The 18,016-nt window shown below is 38.5% G+C and carries 21 protein-coding genes; 7 read left to right on the top strand and 14 right to left on the bottom strand.

Annotated elements, in window-relative coordinates; translation table 11 throughout:
* Positions 1–2: 2 nt before the first annotated feature.
* Positions 3–173: a hypothetical protein gene (locus VB691_RS14055; RefSeq protein WP_323292124.1), complete on the bottom strand. Its 171-nt coding sequence runs from the start codon at positions 171–173 to the stop codon at positions 3–5.
* Between the two features lie 197 nt (positions 174–370).
* Between VB691_RS14055 and VB691_RS14050 the strand changes: the two genes are divergently transcribed.
* Positions 371–712: a histidine triad nucleotide-binding protein gene (locus VB691_RS14050; RefSeq protein WP_323292123.1), complete on the top strand. Its 342-nt coding sequence runs from the start codon at positions 371–373 to the stop codon at positions 710–712.
* Between the two features lie 108 nt (positions 713–820).
* On the opposite strand, the gene VB691_RS14045 is transcribed toward VB691_RS14050, so the two are convergent.
* From VB691_RS14045 to VB691_RS14035, 3 genes are all read right to left on the bottom strand, one after another.
* The gene (locus VB691_RS14045) at positions 821–1,183 is read right to left on the bottom strand and encodes a hypothetical protein (protein ID WP_323292122.1); all 363 of its coding nucleotides are present in this window, start codon (positions 1,181–1,183) and stop codon (positions 821–823) included.
* Between the two features lie 27 nt (positions 1,184–1,210).
* Positions 1,211–2,887, bottom strand: coding sequence for an ABC1 kinase family protein (locus tag VB691_RS14040; protein ID WP_416245128.1), 1,677 nt, complete (start codon positions 2,885–2,887; stop codon positions 1,211–1,213).
* Positions 2,888–3,113: 226 nt separating this feature from the next.
* Positions 3,114–3,890: an ABC transporter ATP-binding protein gene (locus VB691_RS14035; protein WP_323292120.1), complete on the bottom strand. Its 777-nt coding sequence runs from the start codon at positions 3,888–3,890 to the stop codon at positions 3,114–3,116.
* Between the two features lie 87 nt (positions 3,891–3,977).
* On the opposite strand from VB691_RS14035, the gene VB691_RS14030 reads away from it, so the two are divergent.
* Together VB691_RS14030 and VB691_RS14025 are read left to right on the top strand one after the other, a co-directional pair.
* Positions 3,978–4,526, top strand: a complete 549-nt coding sequence (locus VB691_RS14030) for a pyridoxamine 5'-phosphate oxidase family protein (RefSeq protein ID WP_323292119.1) — start codon at positions 3,978–3,980, stop codon at positions 4,524–4,526.
* Between the two features lie 181 nt (positions 4,527–4,707).
* Positions 4,708–5,622, top strand: a complete 915-nt coding sequence (locus tag VB691_RS14025; RefSeq protein WP_323292118.1) for a YihY/virulence factor BrkB family protein — start codon at positions 4,708–4,710, stop codon at positions 5,620–5,622.
* A 13-nt stretch (positions 5,623–5,635) separates the two neighbouring features.
* On the opposite strand, the gene murG is transcribed toward VB691_RS14025, so the two are convergent.
* The 3 genes from murG to VB691_RS14010 all read right to left on the bottom strand — a co-directional run bounded on the left by murG (position 5,636) and on the right by VB691_RS14010 (position 7,936).
* Positions 5,636–6,679, bottom strand: coding sequence for an undecaprenyldiphospho-muramoylpentapeptide beta-N-acetylglucosaminyltransferase (gene murG, locus VB691_RS14020; RefSeq protein ID WP_323292117.1), 1,044 nt, complete (start codon positions 6,677–6,679; stop codon positions 5,636–5,638).
* Positions 6,680–6,753: 74 nt separating this feature from the next.
* Complete coding sequence (locus VB691_RS14015) at positions 6,754–7,137, bottom strand: hypothetical protein (RefSeq protein WP_323292116.1); 384 nt, start codon at positions 7,135–7,137, stop codon at positions 6,754–6,756.
* Between the two features lie 118 nt (positions 7,138–7,255).
* A complete protein-coding gene (locus VB691_RS14010) occupies positions 7,256–7,936 on the bottom strand; it encodes an MBL fold metallo-hydrolase (protein ID WP_323292115.1) in 681 nt (226 codons plus the stop codon).
* Between the two features lie 96 nt (positions 7,937–8,032).
* Between VB691_RS14010 and VB691_RS14005 the strand changes: the two genes are divergently transcribed.
* Positions 8,033–9,517 carry a site-2 protease family protein gene (locus VB691_RS14005; protein WP_323292114.1) on the top strand — a complete coding sequence of 495 codons (1,485 nt, stop codon included), beginning with the start codon at positions 8,033–8,035 and terminating at the stop codon, positions 9,515–9,517.
* Here the strand turns inward: VB691_RS14005 and VB691_RS14000 are convergent.
* The 3 genes from VB691_RS14000 to VB691_RS13990 are packed head-to-tail and all read right to left on the bottom strand — an operon-like array spanning position 9,514 to position 12,344.
* Positions 9,514–10,872 (bottom strand): mechanosensitive ion channel family protein, encoded by a 1,359-nt coding sequence (locus VB691_RS14000; RefSeq protein WP_323292113.1) that lies wholly within the window; start codon positions 10,870–10,872, stop codon positions 9,514–9,516. The genes VB691_RS14005 and VB691_RS14000 overlap by 4 nt on opposite strands.
* A 32-nt stretch (positions 10,873–10,904) precedes the next feature.
* On the bottom strand, positions 10,905–11,876 hold the full coding sequence (locus VB691_RS13995) for an SPFH domain-containing protein (RefSeq protein ID WP_323292112.1): 972 nt from the start codon (positions 11,874–11,876) through the stop codon (positions 10,905–10,907).
* A gap of 33 nt (positions 11,877–11,909) precedes the next feature.
* Positions 11,910–12,344, bottom strand: a complete 435-nt coding sequence (locus VB691_RS13990; RefSeq protein ID WP_323292111.1) for an NfeD family protein — start codon at positions 12,342–12,344, stop codon at positions 11,910–11,912.
* Positions 12,345–12,474: 130 nt separating this feature from the next.
* Here VB691_RS13990 and VB691_RS13985 point away from each other — a divergent pair, with 130 nt between their 5' ends.
* Positions 12,475–12,927, top strand: coding sequence for an ABA4-like family protein (locus VB691_RS13985; protein WP_323292110.1), 453 nt, complete (start codon positions 12,475–12,477; stop codon positions 12,925–12,927).
* A gap of 53 nt (positions 12,928–12,980) precedes the next feature.
* Here VB691_RS13985 and VB691_RS13980 read toward each other — a convergent pair whose 3' ends face one another.
* The 4 genes from VB691_RS13980 to VB691_RS13965 all read right to left on the bottom strand — a co-directional run bounded on the left by VB691_RS13980 (position 12,981) and on the right by VB691_RS13965 (position 14,939).
* Complete coding sequence (locus VB691_RS13980; RefSeq protein ID WP_323292109.1) at positions 12,981–14,027, bottom strand: LD-carboxypeptidase; 1,047 nt, start codon at positions 14,025–14,027, stop codon at positions 12,981–12,983.
* Between the two features lie 81 nt (positions 14,028–14,108).
* Positions 14,109–14,306, bottom strand: coding sequence for a hypothetical protein (locus VB691_RS13975; RefSeq protein WP_323292108.1), 198 nt, complete (start codon positions 14,304–14,306; stop codon positions 14,109–14,111).
* Positions 14,307–14,375: 69 nt separating this feature from the next.
* Entirely contained in the window at positions 14,376–14,711 is a 336-nt protein-coding gene (locus tag VB691_RS13970) for a type II toxin-antitoxin system PemK/MazF family toxin (RefSeq protein ID WP_323292107.1), read from the bottom strand.
* A gap of 3 nt (positions 14,712–14,714) precedes the next feature.
* Positions 14,715–14,939, bottom strand: coding sequence for a hypothetical protein (locus VB691_RS13965; protein WP_323292106.1), 225 nt, complete (start codon positions 14,937–14,939; stop codon positions 14,715–14,717).
* Between the two features lie 832 nt (positions 14,940–15,771).
* Between VB691_RS13965 and VB691_RS13960 the strand changes: the two genes are divergently transcribed.
* Both VB691_RS13960 and VB691_RS13955 read left to right on the top strand, forming a co-directional pair.
* Complete coding sequence (locus tag VB691_RS13960) at positions 15,772–17,580, top strand: acyl-CoA dehydrogenase (RefSeq protein WP_323292105.1); 1,809 nt, start codon at positions 15,772–15,774, stop codon at positions 17,578–17,580.
* The gene (locus VB691_RS13955) at positions 17,549–17,953 is read left to right on the top strand and encodes an acyl carrier protein (protein ID WP_323292104.1); all 405 of its coding nucleotides are present in this window, start codon (positions 17,549–17,551) and stop codon (positions 17,951–17,953) included. The genes VB691_RS13960 and VB691_RS13955 overlap by 32 nt, the downstream gene beginning before the upstream one ends.
* The last annotated feature ends 63 nt before the right edge of the window (positions 17,954–18,016 follow it).

Here is an 18,016-nt window from a genome sequence, read left to right as displayed (position 1 = left end):
ATCTAAAAAATTATTCCCTGATAGGCATCAAAAAATATAGGGATTATGTCAAAGGTTGGGGCAGGAATCATCTCACCGCGATAATCTAGTAATTGGACAATAAGGAGATAAGCAACGGCTAAAAAGATAGAAATAGCACCAGTAATAATTGCGACAATTTTACCTTGATTCATTAGTAATTTTTCTCCTAGCATTAAATGGCTTAAGCTCTACAGTAACACAGCCTTCTAGGCTGTAACAAGTTGTATTTCGACTGCGCTCAATAACAATTTCGACTGCGCTCAATAACAGCTTGTCGAAGTATGCTTATAAAAAGAGCGTTAAATGTTAGAATAGTTATGCTAACAAACCTAAGTAATTTAGTTAACGAATGACTGAGACAATATTCAGTAAAATTATTCGTCGAGAAATTCCTGCTAATATTATCTATGAAGATGATTTAGCCCTAGCGTTTACCGATATTAACCCTCAAGCCCCTATTCATATTTTAGTCATTCCTAAACAGCCTATTTCTAAGCTAGAAGACACAACAGAAACTGATCAAGCCTTATTAGGACATTTGCTATTAACAGTTAACAAAATAGCGAAAAAAGTGGGTTTAGAAAAGGGCTATCGCGTTGTGATTAATAATGGGGAAGATGGGGGACAAACTGTTTATCATCTCCATTTACATATTTTAGGGGGTCGTTTTATGACTTGGCCTCCTGGTTAGAAACTATTTTGAAATATTTATTTTTTCAGTCCTAAACCCTGAAGGGTTAGGCTAGATAAACAAAGCCCGCCTTCGCGGGCTTATATTTAAGTATTAATCGGTTTTGACTTAGTAAAACGCATCTAAATCTATGGCTTTGGAACCCCCTTCTTTTATCTGTTTTAAGACGCTTTCGAGTTGAACCCAAACTAACGCAGCAATAAAAATGGTCATGGGTAAAGCAATAGAATAGGAAAGCCAAGGATCAAAGAGAAACACCTCTAATCCTGCCGATAAAAAGACACAAATTCCCACACAAATGCCGAGAAAAGGTAACTGTAAACCTGATCCTTTTAACATCTGATTAGCTGGTTTTTTCAACAATTCTCTGACATTCATTTTCAAAGTTGCTTCAAAGGCTAAACCACAGGTAAGTCCCGTAAACAAGCCAACAATTAACAAAAAATAAGGCGGTTCAGGTAAGTAGTACATAAAAGGCAGGTCACGAATTAAACTAATTTAGTTGCTGTTAGTTGTATTGGGAAGAATCGCCGCTACACCTACTGTAGACAGTTCTCGCAGGGCATTAATCGCAGCATCAAATAAATGTTGTGGCTTAAGATCATCGCTAATTAAAGCCCAAATTCTTTGAACTTCTTCTGTGTGTAATCGATCATCTTCTGTTAAGGCCAACAATAATTGATGACGCAAATATCTTCCTTCATCAGACAAGATATATTGTAATCCTAATTGTGCCGTTGGTAACAAGTCAAATTGTTGATCAGAACGGGCAATGGCGATCATATTTTCTAATCGTTGCCATTGGAATTTACCGTCTTTAAATAAGACTTCTAATAACCGTTTTCTTAGTTGGGGAGACTCTCCCGTTAATAAACGTCTTGCCACATAAGGATAGGCAACTTCCACAATTTTGAAATCAGGATCTAAACTGAGTGCTAACCCCTCTTGAGTGATTAAAGATCGAATAATTAGAGCAAACTTTGCGGGAACTCGGAAGGGATATTCATACATCAATGCCGAAAAATCATCGGTGATGGTTTTGAAGTTAAAATCCCCTACACTTTGGCCGATCGCATTGCCTAAAACCTTTTCTAAGGCAGGAATAATGGGCTTAATATCTGTATCTGGAGTTAAGAAACCAAGGTTAACAAAGTCCTGCGCTAAGGCATCATAATCTTGATTAATGAGTTGAACAACTGAACTGGCAATAGTTTCTTTGGTATCTTCTTCTAACTGATCCATCATGCCAAAATCAATATAAGCCATACGTCCATCTAGGGTGGCAAATAAGTTTCCAGGGTGAGGATCTGCATGGAAAAATCCATGTTCTAAAAGTTGTTTTAAGCCTGAAGTAACACCGATTTTAACAATTTCGTAGGGATCAACTCCGGCGGCTTTAATTTGTGCCGTATCGGTTAATTTATAACCTTGAATCCACTCTAATGTTAAGACGCGATCGCCACTATATTGCCAGTAAATTTTGGGAACTTTAACATCTTTATCATTTCGGAAGTTGGCCGCAAATTTCTCGGCATTTCTTCCCTCATTAACATAGTCAATTTCTTCAAACAGCTTGATGCCAAATTCATCAATAATCAGGGTTAAATCATGGCCTAAATTAAGAGGTAAAAATCGACCAAATTGACAAGCAGACCAACGCATTAAAAAGAGATCGCGGGTTAAAGTCGGTCGTAAGTTGGGCCGTTGTACCTTTACGGCCACTTCCTCCCCTGTGTGTAAGACAGCCCGATAAACTTGCCCTAAACTGGCCGCGGCTACAGGATGGGGAGAAATTTCTCTATAAGCTTGATCAATACTGGTTCCTAGGGATTTCTTAATGCTCTCAAAGGCGGTATCATTATCAAAGGGCGGCAGTTGATCCTGAAGCTTGATCAGTTCCCCCAAAAAGTCGGGACGGATTAAGTCGGGACGGGTTGACAAGGCTTGACCAACTTTGATAAAGGTGGGGCCGAGACGGGTGAGAATTTCCCGTAATTCGGCGGCACATTCCTGTTTATTGTCTTTGTCGGGGCTAAACCAGTGATGCCACTGGAGATGGATGAGAAACCAACCGAAAGACCAGATAATGGTTACGGCCCGCCAGATGACGTACCAAGGGCGAAAACTGTAATAACGGGCGATGGCCGCAGGGTTATACTTTTTCAGCTGTTGGATGTTGGAACTAGAGTTTGATAGTTCGGGTTGTTGCCAATTCACAAGGTTTAACTGATGCCTCTGAACTCGAAAGGATGGAAAAAAAGAGATCTTAAAGATTGGTATACAAAAATACAAATATCTTAACTTTTTATTATGACTGATTTCCCTTGTCTTCGCAATCTTTCTTCATCAATCAACCAACATCTTGCTGAGAATCATGGGTTTTTGCGCGAAAAATCTGCCCCTACTCAGTCACAGAATGTAGCTGATTGGGGTTAAGATTGGCATGAACTATCTGGCCATCCCGAAACCAGATCACCCGTTGAGAATGGCGGGCCACCTCTGCTTCATGGGTGACGACGACAATGGTAATGTTTAGCTGATTGAGTTCTTCAAAAATCCCTAAGATTTCGTCAGTTGTGTGGGAGTCGAGGGCCCCTGTGGGTTCATCGGCCAGGAGTAAAATGGGATCGTTAACGATAGCGCGGGCAATGGCCACCCGTTGTTGTTGCCCCCCTGAGAGTTGATTAGGCTTATTGTTAATACGATTCCCCAATCCCACTTTTTCTAGGGCTTCTAGGGCGCGATCGCGGCGTTGTTGCGGAGGAATGCCCGCGTAGATCATCGGCAAAATAACGTTTTCTAGGGCTGTCATTTGGGGCAACAGATGGAACTGTTGAAACACAAAGCCAATTTTTCCGTTACGGATGGCAGCGAGTTCCGAGTCAGGTAGTCGAGATACGTCCACATTATCTAAATAATAGCTTCCTGATGTGGGGCGGTCAAGACAACCGATAATATTCATTAAAGTAGATTTTCCTGAACCTGATGCCCCCATAATGGTGCAGTATTCCCCTTTTTCAATGCTTAGATTAATGTTATCTAGGGCCTGCACAATGGTATTACCACTCCCATAGACTTTTGTGATTTTTTCGAGGCGAATAATAATCGGATGATAAAGGGGAGAGGGTTCGTTAGTTTCGGGAGTGTTTTGGGTTAGGGAAAGACTGTCTGAAGTCATGATGAGCTTAAGAACTTTATTATTTTTTTATGATAACATAAATTCTAGATTTTTGCCTGTTAACTATTCACTATTATCTTGCAGAAAATGGCTAAATTTTATCCTAACTTAACCCCTGAATTAATTCAGTTTATTGAGGAGCAAAAAATATTCTTTACAGCGACTGCACCAATGGAGGGAAGGATTAATTTATCTCCGAAAGGAATTGATACTTTTCGCTGTTTAGATGAGCAAACTGTGGGTTATCTTGACTTAACAGGGAGTGGTAATGAAACCTCTGCTCATCTCGAAGAAAATGGACGCATGACGATCATGTTTTGTAGTTTTTCGGATAAACCTTTAATTCTTCGTCTCTATGGTAATGGCCGAGTTATTCGCCCCAGAGATGAAGCATGGGACAATTTTTCTGGTTATTTTTCTTCTTTTCATGGACAAAGACAAATTATCTTATTAACCATTAATTCGGCGCAGACTTCCTGTGGGTTTGGTGTTCCAATTTATGAATATCAAGAAACTAGAGAAACACTAATAGAATGGGCAGAAAAAAAAGGAGAAGCGGGAATTTATGATTATTGGGAGCAGAAAAATCAAAAAAGTATTGATGGTTTACCCACTAAGTTAATAGTTGATAATTAAAATTTTAGTAGTAAGGGGACTATCTTCCGGCGATCGCAAATTTTCTACTAATTATTGAACTTCTAGGGGTGGGGGTGGCGTTAAACGAGAAATAATGGTTCTTCAGGACATATTATGCTAACCTATTAGCACTCTTAAACAGCTTATTGTTGACCTACTACTTAATAAAATACAATTCATCGTGATTGAATTTGTGCAAACCCGCCTACTTTCCTCGAAAATAGTACAATTATTAACCCGTACTATTGTTAAATGGCAACAAGACGAATGCTTAGAGATGGGAGCAGCACTATCATATTATGCTATCTTTTCCCTATTCCCTATTTTGCTGGTTATTCTCAGTATTACAGGGTTAATTCTTGGCCCCTATACCAGTGCTTATAGTCAGATTTTAACCTTTGCTAAAGGGGCTTTACCTCTGGAAGCTTATAAAATAGTAGAAAGTACCTTAGTCCATCTCAATGAGAGCAGTTTAGGGGCGGGATTAATTGGTTTTGCTATCTTATTTATCACTGCAAGTCGCATTTTTAATGCTTTAAATCGGGCCGTTGATAAAATATGGAAAGTTCATGAAAATCAAATTATTCGTGATGGTTTGATTTGGCGAGTCATTGACTTTATTAAAAATCAAATTGTAGCTTTCTTGCTGGTACTTAGTACAACAGCTTTAATCTTAATTTCTTTATTATCCAATATTGCCTTAAAAGTTATTTTAAAACTGCTCAAAGATGTAGAACAAGTGGTTAGTTGGTTTAAAGTAGATGAAGCCTTACTTTGGAATACTTTACAAGTAGGCGTTACATTTTTGCTTTTAACTTTAGTGGTTATGGTGTTGTTTAAAACTCTGCCGTCTCCCAGAGTAAAATGGGGAGATATTTGGTTAGGTGCTTTAATTACAGTTAGTCTATTTTCTTTGCTTCAAGGATTAGTTGGAAGTGGCGTAATTCGCATTGGTGAACAATTTCAAGCTTATGGCGTAATTGGGGGGTTTATGGTACTATTATTTTGGATTTATATCATTTGTCAAATCTTCTTTTTAGGTTGTGAATTTACCTATGTTTATACTCATTTATTTGGCAGTCGTCGGCGTAAATAGACAGACCTTTGTATCAGCAGTTTCTAATCAATTCGGCTAACTTTTCTGCGCTATCTATCACCGCTAAAGCTTCAGTATTTTTTGCCATTTGTTGTAGTTTATCGTGATTTTTTAGTAAATCTAATACAGATTCTGTTAATTTTTCTGCGGTTAATTCTTGCTGAGTATAAACATAAGCGGCCCCCGCTTCAACAAATACCTGAGCATTGTAAGATTGATGATCTTCTGCTGCAAAAGGATAGGGAATCAAAATAGCAGGAGTATGGGTAATAGCTAACTCAGTTAATGTTCCTGCACCCGCACGACTTACTGCTAAGTTTGCCCGTTGTAAAAGTCCCGCCATATTGTCATAAAAAGGCAAAGAAATGTATTGAGAATGGGTTAAACTATCAGCATCAGGGTCATTATTTCCCGTTAAATGTACCACATAGGCCCCCAATTCTAACCAAGCAGGAACAGATTGACGCACTAATTGATTGACAGATACGGCCCCCTGAGAACCACCTACAACCACAATTAAAGGGGCATTTTCAGGGATATTTAAGTCTAAAGGTTGTTGGGTATAAAATTGCGATCGCACAGGGGTACTGACCCAAATTGTTCGGCCTTGGGGCAAATATTTCGCTGTTCCTTCAAACCCTAAAGCAACGGTGTTACAAAAACGACTTAATAGCTTTGTTACCTTACCCGGAATAAAATTAGATTCATGAAGAATTGCAGGAATTCCTGCTAAACAAGCGGCTAAAATAGCCGGACTAGCAATATATCCTCCTGTGGTAAATACTAAGTCAATTTGCTGCTCTTTCAGTAACTTTTTTACTTGAAAGATTGACCCAATTAACTTTAAGAAAATTTGTAACTTTTTGAGGGGAGAACGAGTTTGAAAGCCTTCGACTGAGATAGTATGTAAGGGATAGCGATCGCCCACTAAAGTTTGTTCCAAACGGTTAGGAACCCCTAACCATTCAATCTCGTAGTCCGGTAAATTTTCCGCAACAGCAAGGGCCGGAAATACGTGGCCCCCTGTTCCACTCGCAGCAATTAATAAACGAACCATAAGAACCAAATTTTCCTTACAATCAGGTTTGTGTATAAAGCTAAAACCCATTTTAAATGAGTTTTAGCCGTTGCTTATTGCTTTTTAACATCCCGCGCCATTTTACGGAACATATCCATGCTATCATCACCCTGACGACGCTCCGCTTTAGCTGCCTCAGTGGGTTGAGTCGAAGAAGTAGCATCATTGCTATTCATGACAACGCCATCATCTCCAGATGTTTTCTTGTCCATTGAAGAAACTTCTTGGATAATTTCGCCACCTTTACCTCCTGGACGCTTGGGAAATGTACGCTTAATGGTATTGGGTTTACGCATAAACTCGACGTTTCCGAGAGTTTTCGCATCATCATCACTCAAGAAAAAGGCTTCCTTATTTTCTGCTTGGGCATTATTAGTGTCGGGTTCATCGACGTATTTGGCCTTACGACCGCTAAACAGCCCGAAAAATCCTGCCATTGGGGTTTTGTCTCCTAAATGATTTTCTGAATTCAAATATTGCGATATATTAAATTTTATCAAAATTTGTTACAAAGTTAAGCAAAATTGAGAGAAATCTGATTTTTTTTACACCCCATCAAAAACGGGTCGGTTGCTGACGAAGCTGCTCTAAGTCTAAGGCTGACAGATGTTGATAAGTATGATCTATCAGTCCTTTTCCCCGTAAAAATCCCGTATTTGCTCCAGGACAGAGATAATTGAGGGTTTCTGCTGAAAAGCGATCGCGTAATTGGGCCACACTTTGCAACTGACGAAACCAGTGAAAGGTTTTAGCTAAGCGTAAAGGGGTAATCTGGCCCTGATTATCAGGGAGAAGATGCCGTCCGGTAAACAAAACCCCCTGATGATGCTGCCAATAGACACAGGAAGACCCTGGAGAATGGCCCGGTGTCCAAATGCCAGAGATATTATCCCCTAAGACAATTTCCGTCTCAAAAGTCGTTACAGGGACTTCTGGCAACAAATACGCTTCTTGTTCCTGGATAACCACCTCACAGTTAAGGCGTTTTTGCCAATTTTTAACTGATTGACCGATACCCCCGCGATGGGTAATAAATAAGCATTTAACGCCCCCATGCTGCTGTAAAAAGCTATAATTATCTTCATCGAGGAAAGGACAATCTATCAAGACATTACCTGCTTTTTCGACAATTAAATAAGCTGTTCCCCCTAAAATCTCCCGATTGGGAGGAAAAGCAAACAATCCTTCTAACAACAGACGAGGGGGTTTAGAGGCTTTCACGGTTTTTGGATTCATTTATGTTAAAAACTTACCTACAATGGAGAATAGGTGCTATCTCTCTATTATTGCTTTGATTGAGCATACTCCCTAACACAATCTGAATTATTCAATATGTGGTTACTTTTAATTATTTTAGGCGCAATTACATACTTTCTCGTTAAGCGCAGTGTCGCCCCCATTACCCGTACCCCTGTCTGGATCATTTGGTTGGTGATGATGATGCCAGCTTTAGTTTGGACAATTTGGTATGAATTTGTGGGCCAGGATCAGCCGATGCCCTTATTATTAGTGGTTGCGCCCCTAATTATCTGTTTTACGGTATATGTCTGGTTAATTCGACTCGGACAACCTACCACCTCAGACAAAAATATTAAGGAAAATTCAGCCATAGTTGATTCCCAAGACACAGAGAAATCTACTGAAGAATCCCAAAAACTTCGCCCGATCACAATCAATGAAGAAAAATCATTAAGAGATTGTTTTCCTTGGGCAGTTTATTACCTACAAAATTTAGATTATCGTCCCCAGGCCATTCTCTGTCGGGGTAAGTTGCGAACAGCACCAGAAGAAGCTTATAAATCGATTAAGAAAAATATTGAACAGGTATTTGGCGATCGCTTTTTAGTTCTATTTCAAGAAGGTTTAAGCGGTGGTCCCTTCTTTGCTTTAGTTCCGAATCCTTGGGCCAAATCTGATAAGAAGGAAACAGAAAAACCCTTAACTCGCCCTTTCTTTGCTTTGGGGTTATTATTAGTTACTTTATTAACAACGACTTTTGTTGGGGCCGAAATTGCCGGAGTTTCTAGGGAAATGATGGAAGCAAATTCCCGTGTCTTGTTGCAAGGTATTCCCTACAGTTTAGGATTAATTGCTATTCTCGGTCTTCATGAATTAAGTCACTATTTTACTGCGGTTCGTTATAAAATTGCCACGACGTTACCTTATTTTATTCCCATTCCTTTCTTTTTAGGAACCTTTGGGGCATTTATTCAAATGAAGTCTCCTGTGCCTAATCGTAAGGCTTTATTTGATGTGGCAGTGGCTGGGCCATTGGGAGGATTTATCATCACTATTCCTCTGTTGTTGTGGGGACTTTCTCTTTCAGAAGTAGTTGATCTTCCTCTGAATGAAGCTTCAACTCTCCTCAATTTTCAAGCCCTTGATCCGCGATTTTCCTTTCTTTTTGCTGTTTTGGCTAAATTAGTTTTAGGGAGTAGTTTTCTGGTGGGAAAAGCTGTTCATCTTCATCCCTTGGCAGTATCTGGATATGTGGGATTAATTGTTACAGCGTTGAATTTAATGCCCGTTGGACAACTGGACGGAGGCCATATTATTCATGCTATGTATGGTCAACGAACTGCGATTATTGTTGGCCAATTAACTCGGATTTTTATGTTAGTTTTGGCTATGATTCGACCGGAATTCTTAATTTGGGCGATCCTTTTATTCTTAATGCCTGTTTCCGATCAACCGGCCCTTAATGATGTAACAGAATTGGATAATAAACGGGATTTATTAGGGTTATTTTCCTTGATTTTGTTACTCTCAATTTTATTGCCTTTACCTGGGGCGATCGCTAATTGGCTGAGTATTTAATCATTTTTTCTGTCTTCCTTGCCATTTCTGTCACGGTTTATTCTGACATCAAATACCGGAGTTTCCACCAGGTGGAATGTGGCTGAAGCATAGGCAACGCGATCGCCTGTCATCAAGAATTCATCGAGAATGCGCGTAAAAAGTTGATCTCTTTTCACCCGTCGGGATTTGTAGTCAACGACATAACGTAGGGTAAATTCCATCCAGTTGTCAGTTGTCACCAGGCTAACGGCCGGCTCAATTCTGGCATTTTCAATCAAATACTTATGTACCATTTCTTGCCAATGAGTGTTGGCATGAGGGACGTACTCTCCGACGACTTCTTCTGCTACTCGCTGAAGAATTTCTCTGGCTAAATGGTGATCGCTTCCATATTTAACAGGTATGACAATTTCATCCCAGACAAAAGGAAAATCAGCCGAATAGTTGTAAACAGGTTCTTTGAAGACAAAACTATTGGCAATGCGGACGATACGACCATTGTACAAGTCAGCTTTTACCCAAGCCCCAATTTCCATGACCGTAGTTCGCAAAATACTGATGTCAATTACGTCCCCCATAATGCCCCCCAGTTGAATTCTGTCTCCTGGGTTGTAAAATTGTCCGAGGGAAATAGCAAGCCAACCAGCAATACTAGCGATGACTTCCTGGAGGGCAAAGGCAACCCCCGCACCAATTACCCCAAAGACTACGGTTAACTGTCCCAGGCGATCGCTAAAAACAATCGTAACAAACAGAACAATTGCTAAATAGCCGATGAAAGTGATGACTTTGCGGAGGTAGTAGCTAGTATCGGAATTGGGAATATAGCGCGGCAGAGAACGGCTCAGATAGCGGAAAATGACATTAATCACAACAATGCCAATGGCAATTATAATCAGCTTAATTACAATTGGGTTAGAGAACCAATTCTGAATTAATCTGAATAGGCTGTGTTCTTTTCGATATTGAGCGATAGAAGTTTTTATTTTTTGTAGATATTCTGCGGCTAACTGTTTTTGCGTTTTACCTGCTGCCTTGGCATCGCTTTCTGTAATTCCAATCAGGACTGTATCTTTTGAGGAAACAATTTCTACTCCCTCGACTTCTGCTACCTGAAAAGAATCAAGAGGAATGGAGAAATCTTTAGCCAATCCTTCAATTCTGTTACTGATTTCTTTGGCTCGTTGTTGTTGGGAAGCTGGCCCAAATTTTTCTTGGATAACAAAGAGGGTTTCATTGTTGAAAACCACTGAGCCATCATTTAACTTGTTTTCAGAGTTAGGACTTTTCTGAGAATAAGCTAATGAATTACTTAAAACAATCAGACAAGTCACTAAAACAAAAATCATCAATGCTTGCCAATGTTTTTTCATAACATTACAATCCAAAAATTCCAGCAGAAAACTTATTCAGCCGAATGACGATCTATTTTGTCTAATTCTTGGGCTAAATTTTGATATTCATCCGATTGAAACCCAACCACAGAACGCACTCCTTCTAAGGTAGAAAGAATATTTCGGGGGTCCATAAACATTACTTTGCTGCTTTCGCTGCTGCCTATTTTTACTCCCATATCGAGATAATTTTGGGCTAATAAAAATTGTAAAGCTTCACGAGCATTGGGATCAGAACTTAATTTTTGTGAGAGTATATCCACCGCTTTTGCTACAGCTTCGGCTTTTAAGATTTGTTGTTGACGTTCCCCTTCTGCTTTCAGAATTTCCGATGTTTTCCTCGCTTCTGCCTGTAAAACTTGTGATTCTGCTTGTCCTTGGGCCGAGTTAATAGCTGAGTCTCTTTCCCCTTCAGAAGTTAAAATTGCAGCCCGTTTTTTTCGTTCTGCTGCCATCTGTAATTCCATGGAATCTAGCACTGCTTTTGAGGGTACAATATCTCTTAATTCGACTCTGGTAACTTTCACTCCCCAAGGGTCTGTAGAAATGTCTAATTCTCTCAATAAAAGCTCATTTATTTCAGTTCTAGCAGTAAAGGTTTGATCTAGTTCTAACTTACCCATTTCTGAACGAATTTGGGTTAAGACTAGATTCACCATGGCCAATTGGAGATTTTCTACTTTATAATAGGCTTTCTCCATATCCATGATACGCCAATAAACTACAGCATCAGCAGTAATAGAAACATTGTCTTTAGTAATACAAGATTGTGGGGGAATATCAATCACCTTTTCTCGAATTGTCCCCTTATAAACAACCCGATCAATAAAGGGGACAACAAAGTTTAGCCCCGACCCCAGTTTTTTATTATAGCTGCCCAATCTTTCGATTAAATATTCATTTTTTTCATTGACAATTTTTACTGAACCAAACACTGCTGAACCACCTAATGCCAGGAATACTAAAAAGAAAAACTGACCCATTTTAAAACCTCCTTGAAAAATTAATTGTTCGCGTTAAGATCTGGGTAAAAATTCTGGCAAAATAATTAATGTGTTTCCTTTTCTTGTCACAATATAAACTTTTTGATGAGGTGCGATCGCTATTTTTTCATCAGCACAAATGGCCTGCCAAGAATTTCCCTCATACAAAACTCTTCCTGTTCTTCCTGGTTCAATTGCCGTTAAGGTTTCTCCTTCTTCAGCGTCCCCCAAATTAGGATTTAAGGTTTTTTTGACGGAAACAAATCGCCGAGAACCTACTACAAAAAGAGTAGATAAACTTAACCACAAGATAACCTGTAGGGGAAAGTAAGGAATAATTAAAGCGATCGCAGCAACAACAATGGCACTAATTCCCATCAGAAAGGACACAAAGGCCACTGGAAATATTGCCTCCATCAAACAAAGTGTAGCACCTGCAATCAACCAAAGTAAAGACGGACTAACCATAACGGGATTTTAAAGTTGGGATTGGGATTTTTAGATTGAGGGATTGATTGTACAATTTTATGATAACCTTTCTTTTAAGATGCGTTACACTAAAATCACAAAAAAACAAGTTTCTTAAGGAAATTTTACAATGTTTGATTTGAGTCTATTGTTCAACTTGGCCAATGTTTATGTCTTACCTTTTTGGTTATTAATGGTTATTTTACCTAAATGGGGAATCACCGAAAAAGTCATGTCTTCCTATCTTCCCTTTGTTCCCTTAGCGGGGTTGTATATTTATCTTTTTTCTGGTAGTCTCGATCCGGAGTCTGTGGCGGCATTTTCTAACCCAACTTTACCGATTTTAGCACAACTTTTTAGTCAAGAACCTGTCATGTTAACGGGATGGGTTCATTTTATTGTCTTAGATTTATTTACGGGACGATATATTTATTTGGACGGCCAAACAAAAGGAATTTGGACAATTCATTCTCTCATTTTATGTTTACTTGCTGGCCCTATTGGTTTACTGTCTCATATTCTGACTTCTTGGATACAATTAAAGTTCTTTAAAGCTGAAGAAGTTAAAGTTAGTGCTACTTGATAGAGATGTTGTCTAATAATTCCCCCTTTTTTAAGGGGGGTTTAGAGGGTAACTCAAATAACCCCAGATTCCAAATAATTAATGGTTCCAGTATTAGAATTAATCTCGACTTCTATACCCATAGGAAAAGTCAATACAGGTTCAATGTGACCAATTTGTGCGCCAGACCAAGCCGGAATTCCTAAAGGTTTAATATGATCATTTAACACTTCTTCTAAGGTTAAAGAGGCATAATCTCCATCGGGGGAACAGTTAACACATTGGCCAAAAATAAACCCCGATAAATCATCTAAAATTCCAGCCACTTTAAGATGAGTGAGTAAGCGATCAATGCGATAAATATTTTCTCCCACATCTTCAACAAAAAGAATATGTCCTTTAAAATTTGGCACATATTGAGAGCCAATAATTCCCGATAAAACAGAAAGATTTCCCCCGATTAATTTACCTTTTGCTGTCCCTGGTGTAATCGTATTAATACGATTTTTTACCTGCATTAACCTATCTGCATCTTCCCCATCAGGTTGATTTTTAAAGGTTACTTTTTGCCCTAAAAATAAAGTCTGTTTAAAGGAATTTACTTGATCGGTTCGCCATGATGTAAACCCATTGGGGCCATGAAATGTCACTAATCCAGTTTTAGCATAAATAGCTATTAATAAGGCAGTTAAATCACTAAATCCGATAATAATTTTAGGGTTATTTTTAATTAAATTATAATCTAAATAAGGAAGCATTCGAGCGCAACCCCAACCGCCACGAATTGGTAATAAAATATCAATTTTAGGGTCGGCAAAAAATTGATTGATATCCGCAGCACGGTCTTGATCTTTGCCCGCTAAATAGCCATATTTATCTAATAAATGGGGAGCCAAATAAGGCACTAAACCCAAAGCTTTAACAGCATCTTGAACAATATCAATATCTTGTTTAATAAAAGTTGTTCCCGCAGGACTTACTAACCCAACTCCTGAACCTGGTTTGAGTTTTCGGGGTTTAATAATAGGAGAATTAGCTGCTAACATGGTAGAAGAAAAGGAAGATAATAGGGTTAAACTGGCGAGAGAAGCGGTTAAGAATTGACGGCGGTTTAAGGACATTTCTAATTAACATCATTTCTTTTTATTTAGTATACAATAGTCTGTGACTAAGGAAATTTAATTAGAATAATCTCTCTTTGTTTAACTTTCAAGACATTTCTCCCATAGTCCATCAGGTTCATTATCGTAAACGTCTTTTAAGCCTTCTTCTGCCAAAATCTCATAGTCATTCACCTTTAGTAGCTTTAAGGTTATATTTGGTTCTAATGTGTAAATATAAAGTTCATCATCTTTAATATCAAATTTTTCTTTGATTTGCTCAAATTTTGCTATTTCCATTTTAATTACCTTTTTTGTTGCCTCGATAAGTATGGACAACAAATAAAAGTTGTCAGATGGCACTCATTCCTATTGTGACATAGAAAACCATATTTCTCGTATTTTTGTTTTAATATTTTGCCAATCACTTGATTCTAATTGCCCTAAGCGTCGGTTTATCAAAGACTTAGCTAAAGTATTGATTTTATGTAATCTAACTGTTGAGGGTCGTAATAAACCTGCTTTTTGCCATTCGTTAATGTGAATATCAAAATCGGTATAATGTGGTTTACTGGTAATTCTGGCGATGATTATATCCTCATCACCTGTATCTAACAAAACTAACCCTGGACGACTTTTTTTATCTGTTGTTTCAGTAAAGAAGAAGTCAACTAATACAATCTCTCCAGAAAAATAATTATTCATTGATTAAATTTGATTATAAATTTCATCTTCTTGGCTATAATCAGCAAAAAATTGTTCTGCTGCTAAACGTGACCAATCTTGATTTTCTGTGTTTTCTATCGGGGAATCTTCATTTACTAGAATAATCACTCTTACTTCTTGATTAGGTGGTAATTTGTGACGTAAATTTTCAGGCTGTTCTAATTTACCATCAGGGGAAATTTTTGTATTAAATTCGTAAGCTTTCATCTTGCTGACTAATAAATGATTGTATTGTTTAATTTTAGATGATGATTAAAAATTATTCAACCCTCACAGAAAACCGTTAAATTATTGTAGGGGCATAATACCATTATGCCCTAATATCTGTTGCTTAAATTTATAAAATAAAATTAATAGTCTTCGTATTCAGAGTTTTATGGTTCAACAAAGTAAATTTCTCGGCGTACCCATTGCCAAATAAGTTCTTGTTGTTCTGGGGGAAATTTACAACTATCTAACTCATCTTGTACTTTATCTATATATTTAGAATCAAATCGAGCAAGGAATGTATAGAGAATATGATTTAAAATATCTGGTTCATCTTCCGAAAAATCCAGGAAAGAAAAAATAGAAGGATAGTAGGCTCTCCCGTACCTGTGGTGATAAGTAAAGCTTATAATTCGTAGGGTGGGTTAGACGCGGCAACGATTTTGAGGAAAAACTAATAAGTTTTAATCCGCGTCGTAACCCACCATCTTAAGTATTGTATCTGATTATACATTTTATACCAAGATGTCGGGAGAGCCAACTCCTCTGTAATCAAGCGATCACTTACTCAGTAGGTGGTTACAAATAAATTTAGGAAAAACAGGTGGGCAATGGTCACAATAGTCTCTAAATAAGGGTTTTAAGATTTTAGTCGGCATTACCCACCCTACAGGTTGAAAAAAGAAAAAAGATTAAACCCTTGCTTATTTGTCCTAAACCCGTTAGAATAGCCATTAATTTTTGTAAAGGTTAGAAATCTTCAGCATTACCCCTGATTGATGGTAATGTATAAGACCATTAGCCTAAGCAAAGCTACCTAAGGAGGCGTGTCATGCACCAACTCAAACAATATTGGGTTGCGGAAAGACTCGACAAAGACTTAGGAGATCCCTTGACTCCTGAGAATGTAATGTCGTTTAAAAGAGTGGTTGACATCGATGAGACTGAGGAATTCCCTCACTCAGAGATTGAATGGCTCTACAATTGGAAATTGCAACATTACTATGTTCCGGCGGAGTGTGGTGGGGAGTTTACCTCTTTTGAGGAATTTTTATCTTTTGTTCGTGTCTTGTGTCGTCGAGATCAAACCATAGGGATAGCCTTTACTACCCTATTTTGGTCTTTTATCACTTGGATGGCCGGGACACCAGAACAAAAGAAAATGTTATCCCATTTTATTAAAAATGAGAATGGGGCTATGTGTTTAGGCTATTCTGAACGAGAACATGGGAGTGATCTCGTTGGGGGCGATTTAACGGCCAAAAAAGTACCAGGGGGATATATTCTCAATGGGGAAAAATGGCCGATTAATCGCGCTACAATTTCAGGAATATCCTACATTTTGGCCAAAACTGATCCTGAAGGGGGGCCAAAATGTTTAACCTTGTTTATGGTGGATAAACGAGAACTTAACCCTGATAATTATTACAATTTACCCAAAATTCTCACCCATGGCATTCGTGCTTCTGATATGAGTGGGATCGGGTTTAAAGATTGTTTTGTTCCTGACTCCATGCGGATAAAAGAAGAAGGAGACGGGTTAGAATTTGCCTTAAAAGGCTTTCAAATTACCCGAACTTTTTGCGCGGCTTTTTCCCTCGGAGCAGCAGATACAGCCTTAAGAACTACCTTAAATTTTGCGCTTAATCGGGTTGTTTACGGGAAAAAGGTCTTCGATCTACCTCAACCTCGTAAAGTCCTGACAGATGCCTTTTTAGATATCTTAATCTGTGATTGCGAAACCATTGGGGCCGCCAGAGGATTTCATGTTATCCCCGAACAATTTAGCGTTTGGGCCTCGGTGACAAAATATTTTGTCACAACCCAGTTAGAAACCATGATCAACAACGTCTATACGGTTTTAGGATCACGGTTTTATATGCGGGAAGAACATGATTATGGCATATTTCAAAAGGTACTGCGAGATAACTCCATCATTAGTATGTTTGATGGTAGTACCGTCGTAAATTTACACGCTTTAATCTTACAGTTTCGGCAATTAACTAAATATCGGGCCCGTAGGAAACCAGAAGCGATCGCACAATTACAACACCGACTCGAAATCATTTTTTCTTTGGAAAAACAGATTCCTCAATTTGAACCCGAAAAATTAGAATTATTTGGCCGTGGTGTGGATGATCCCTTACAAGGGTTAGAAATTGCGCTAAAACAGTTAGAAGCGTTAAAAGAAATTTCTGATGTGGATGAGGAAGTGTTAGTAAACCTGATGGGTTTGGGTAACTTAATTCTAGAGGAATTAAATGACCATGATGAGTTAATTACGAACTCAAAATTTGAATATGGTCATGATCAGTCCCCAGAGTTGTTTGAAATTGCCAAAAAATATTGTATCCTTCATGCAGCCACCTGTTGTTTACAGATGTGGCTTTATAATCGGACAATTTTAGGCGAATTTTTTGCAAAAGGGGAATGGTTAGTCTTGAGTTTACATCGACTTTTACGGATGATTAGACCCTTACCCTATAGCATTTCTGATGCTTATGTCGCCAATCTGGCTGAGGAACTGCTAAAACTGTATAAAGAAGATAAACTTTTTTCAATAGTTCCCTTTCAACTTGCTCAATCACCACTAACAGAGGATCGCTCCTATGCAACTTCAAAGCTCCAGCTTAAAGCTTGATAACCCCACAACTGCCCCAACTCCTGTAGAAGCCGTTCAAAATTGGCTGATTAAGCAATTAGCTGAGCAGCTTTCCCTTGATCCTACTACAATTAAAGTGGGTGAACCCTTAACCCGTTATGGGTTAGATTCCATTGATGCTGTTACTTTGGTCGGAGATCTCGAAGATTGGTTAGATTTAGATCTTCCAGATACCTTGTTTTGGGATCATTCTACCATTGAAAAAGCGGCTCAGTATTTGGAGGAGAATTATGAGCTTGCTGATGCTTTAGAAAAAATAGACACAGAAGCAGCCGAAACTCCCGTTAACAAAACCCCAGAAAACAATACTGAGAAAAAAGGTTGGGGAAACCTCTTTGCAAAATTCAAATAAAGGATAAGATAGAGAGTTATAAACGGGGTTAGTAAGGAATTTTACTTAACTAACCCTAGTTTG

It is taken from the genome of Crocosphaera sp. XPORK-15E, from assembly GCF_034931425.1.
In the GTDB taxonomy this organism is placed as follows: Bacteria; Cyanobacteriota; Cyanobacteriia; order Cyanobacteriales; family Microcystaceae; genus UHCC-0190.
This window is presented reverse-complemented; position numbering and strand designations above follow the sequence as displayed.